This window comes from Bacillota bacterium (assembly GCA_024655925.1).
Lineage (GTDB): Bacteria > Bacillota > DTU025 > DTU025 > JANLFS01 > JANLFS01.
In genome coordinates this window covers 3,806-7,129 of record JANLFS010000131.1, presented here as the reverse complement: position 1 = coordinate 7,129, position 3,324 = coordinate 3,806, and the positions used below count along the sequence as shown (strand labels likewise).

Sequence of the window (3,324 nt, the reverse complement as noted above, 5' to 3'; positions counted from 1 at the left end):
AAGCGTAACCGATTCGAGGAAAGGGGGACTCCCCACTTCTTCTTGACTCAGACGCAGACGTAGCCTGCCTTGCGCAGACCGGTGCCAAATGTGCTACAATTGACACGCGGGGAGCAACCCGGTGGTGACCGACGGACGATGCGCCATGCTCGAATAGTAGAGCGGCGCACCCCCACCCTCGGTGGAACTGATCACGGGCGGGCATCGTTAGCCAATGTAGGGAGACTCTCCGAGACTTGGATACGGCAAGGCAGGCGCATGACTATGGAGGAATCGAGAGAACGCAGGGCGGAGCCCCCGGAGGCAGGAACGGAACTCAATGTGTCCGGGGCTGGAGAACAGCCACTTGAGGCAGACCGGGTCCGCGAGGAAGCCGTGCCCGGCGAACTCGGTGATCCCGGCGGGACAGGTGGGACTGAGCAGTCGGGCCCGGAAGGCCTGGTCCTAGTCGGAAGCACTGAGGAAACGGCGGAACCCGGAGCTTCTGCACAGCCGACGCCTGCAGGGGATACCGTCGATCTGAGGTGGGAGGCAGCCCAGAGGAGACGGCGGGCCCTCGCCAAGGAGGCGCGCGAGTACTTGCAGGCCATCGCAATGGCGATTGTGCTGGCTGTGCTGATCATGACGTTCATCGGACGATCTTTCGTAGTCGAAGGCGCGTCCATGGAGCCCACGCTGCACGATCGCGAAAGGCTCATAGTGGAGAAGGTCTCATATCATCTCGAGCCGCCCGCCCGGGGCGACATCGTGGTTCTCGAAAACCCAAGAAAACCGGATCGAGTGGGTGCCTTCTCGAGGCTGGTAGGCGCTGTTCAGGACATCGTGGACACGAGGCCCCTGAACCGGCCGTACATCAAGCGCGTTGTTGCGGTGGCAGGGGACATCATCGAGATCCGAGATGGCAAGGTGATCCTCAACGGCGAGGTCATAGAGGAGCCCTACATCGCTGAACCTCCAAGATGGGACTGGGGTCCACAGGTTGTGCCGGAAGGCACGGTGTTCGTCATGGGAGATAATCGCAACCACAGCGATGACAGCCGGGGAAGCGTGGGGTTCCTCAAGACCAGCAGGATCCTGGGGAAAGCGGTGTTGCGTTATTACCCCTTGAACAGGATCACCATCTTCAGACGCCCTTCCCTCTAATGGAGGTCTGAGGGCTGTGACGGGTTGAATTTCGCGGGCGCACATCGCGCCCGCTTCTTGTTTCACGCTGGCGGGCAGAAGAATAGAATGATCGCTTGGAAGCCATATGTAATGAAGATTGAGTGGGAGGGCACGGCGTGAGCGGTGTGAGTGGAGAAGCAGGCCTCGGACTTCTCAGCCGAGGAGCTGAACTTCTGTTTCGGGACGCCTTGAAGATGATCCTCCGGGACCCATCCGAGGCGGGGTTAGTGCTTCGTATGGCCAAGGCGCAAAAGGAAGCGGCCAGGAGACGACGGGAGTGGGAGATACGTGGAGTGCAGGTGCCTCCAGTCATGGTAGCGACAATGAGCGGTGCCCGGGGAGGCACCTCAGGAGATGAGCAAGCAGGATTCGAGAGCCCGGATGGGTGTGAGATGACTCCCGAGAGACTCAGGCGCGTGCTGGAAGAAGCAAGAGACCTGGGTATTTCGGTCGTGCTCCTCACTGGAGGCGAGCCCCTTGCCAGGTCAGATATTTTTGGGCTCGCCGCGAGTTTCACAGGTGCCGTCTTCCTGGTGCACACAGGACACACTCAGATTGACGATTCTGTCGTTGCCGGACTTAGGCGCCACAGGAACGTTGTTCCCATAGTCGATTCGGGCGAATACGGACCGCCAGACGCGCTCTTGGGCGCGGCGGAGAGGCTGCGCCGCGAGAGGCTGCTATTTGGGGCGGCGGTTACAGTCTCGCGGGAAACCTTTGATCAGGCGACTAGCGACGAGTTTGTGGCCGCGTTGTCCGGCGCAGGATGCAAGCTCGCGATGTTCTTCGAATACTCGCCCCCCGCGGGGAAACCCGAAGACGAGCATAGACTGACGTGCGAACAGAGAGCCCGTCTGTTTGAGGCAGTCGAGTCCTTCCAAACCAGGTACCCCGGGGTATTCGCGGCGTTCCCCGGCGACAGGGAGGACGCATTGGTGCAGTTCGCGCAGGGGTTCGGCGTGGTGCGCGTGGGACCGGAGGGAGGCTTCGTGAATCCGGTCTTCGCCCAAACCAGTCTTTGAGCGACACTGGGGTGCGCGGTGAAGTAAAATAGGGGCAGGGGAGGGGCTGACGGAGGAGACGAAAGAGCAGACGGGAGAGGGGAACGTTGAAACTGATTGTAGACAGCAAGCTACACGTCTACGACTTGCCTTCGCAGGTGCTCCGCATTGTCCGCAATGAGCTTACCCTGCCGAACCCCGAATACGTCAGCCGCAGGCGGATGGGTAGATGGGTTCCGAAGGGCCTCGCGCGGACTTTGAGTCTTGTCGAGGCGGACCGTCATCGCCGCGCAGTGATCCTGCCGAGAGGGTACCTCGACCGGCTCCTGGAACTTGCGCGAGGGGCCGGCGTCCAGGTTGAGATCGAGGACAGACGCTTGGTGCTTCCCAAGATTGATGTGGCCTTTGTGGGCACGCTCAGGCCCTACCAGTCCAGGGCCGTAGGCGAGATGTCGAAGTACGGATCAGGAATTCTGCAGGCGCCGTGCGGCTCAGGAAAGACTGCCATGGCCATGGCTCTAGTTGCCCGATGGAGACAGCCCGCTCTCCTGATCGCCCACACCAAGGACCTCGTTGGACAGTTGGAGCAGGCCGCAGTCCAGTGGCTCGGCACGGTGCCCGGCCGCGTGGGCGACGGCGTATGGGCGCCCGGGGCCGCCGTGACGGCGGGCCTCGTTCAGAGCCTTGCGGCGCGGCCGGAAGATACAGAGACCCTGGCCCGCTCAGTCGGGTTAGTCATATTGGATGAGGCCCACCATGCCCCTGCGGAGACCTTCGTCGACGTCATCCAGAGGTTTCGCGCTGCGATCCGCTACGGGCTGACTGCCACTCCCGACCGAAAGGATGGCCTAGGTCCTTTCATGAACGCGACCCTGGGGCCGATCCGCGCTGTCGTAACCACCCGCGACCTTGAGGAGGCGGGAGTGCTTGTGCGGCCGAAGGTGGAATTCATACCCACCACGTTTCAGTATGAGTACGAATCTGAGGAAGACTATCAAGCCATGATCACAGTCATGGTTCAGGATGACGAGCGCAACGCGCTCATCATCGATCTCGCCGCGCGCGAGATGAATCGCGGGGCGCAGGTTCTTGTGCTCACCGAACGCGTGGGACATGCCCAAATGCTTGCCCAGGCGCTCTCGCGGCTGTTCCCCGGGCA

3 protein-coding genes are annotated in these 3,324 nt (G+C 61.6%); all 3 read left to right on the top strand.

Annotated elements, in window-relative coordinates:
* Positions 1 to 264: 264 nt before the first annotated feature.
* Positions 265 to 1,143: a signal peptidase I gene (gene lepB / locus NUW23_14455; protein ID MCR4427361.1), complete on the top strand. Its 879-nt coding sequence runs from the start codon at positions 265 to 267 to the stop codon at positions 1,141 to 1,143.
* A 137-nt stretch (positions 1,144 to 1,280) separates the two neighbouring features.
* Positions 1,281 to 2,186: a hypothetical protein gene (locus NUW23_14450; GenBank protein ID MCR4427360.1), complete on the top strand. Its 906-nt coding sequence runs from the start codon at positions 1,281 to 1,283 to the stop codon at positions 2,184 to 2,186.
* 86 nt (positions 2,187 to 2,272) lie between these two features.
* Positions 2,273 to 3,324, top strand: a 1,052-nt coding sequence (locus NUW23_14445) for a DEAD/DEAH box helicase family protein (protein MCR4427359.1), incomplete at its 3' end; no start/stop codon positions are given.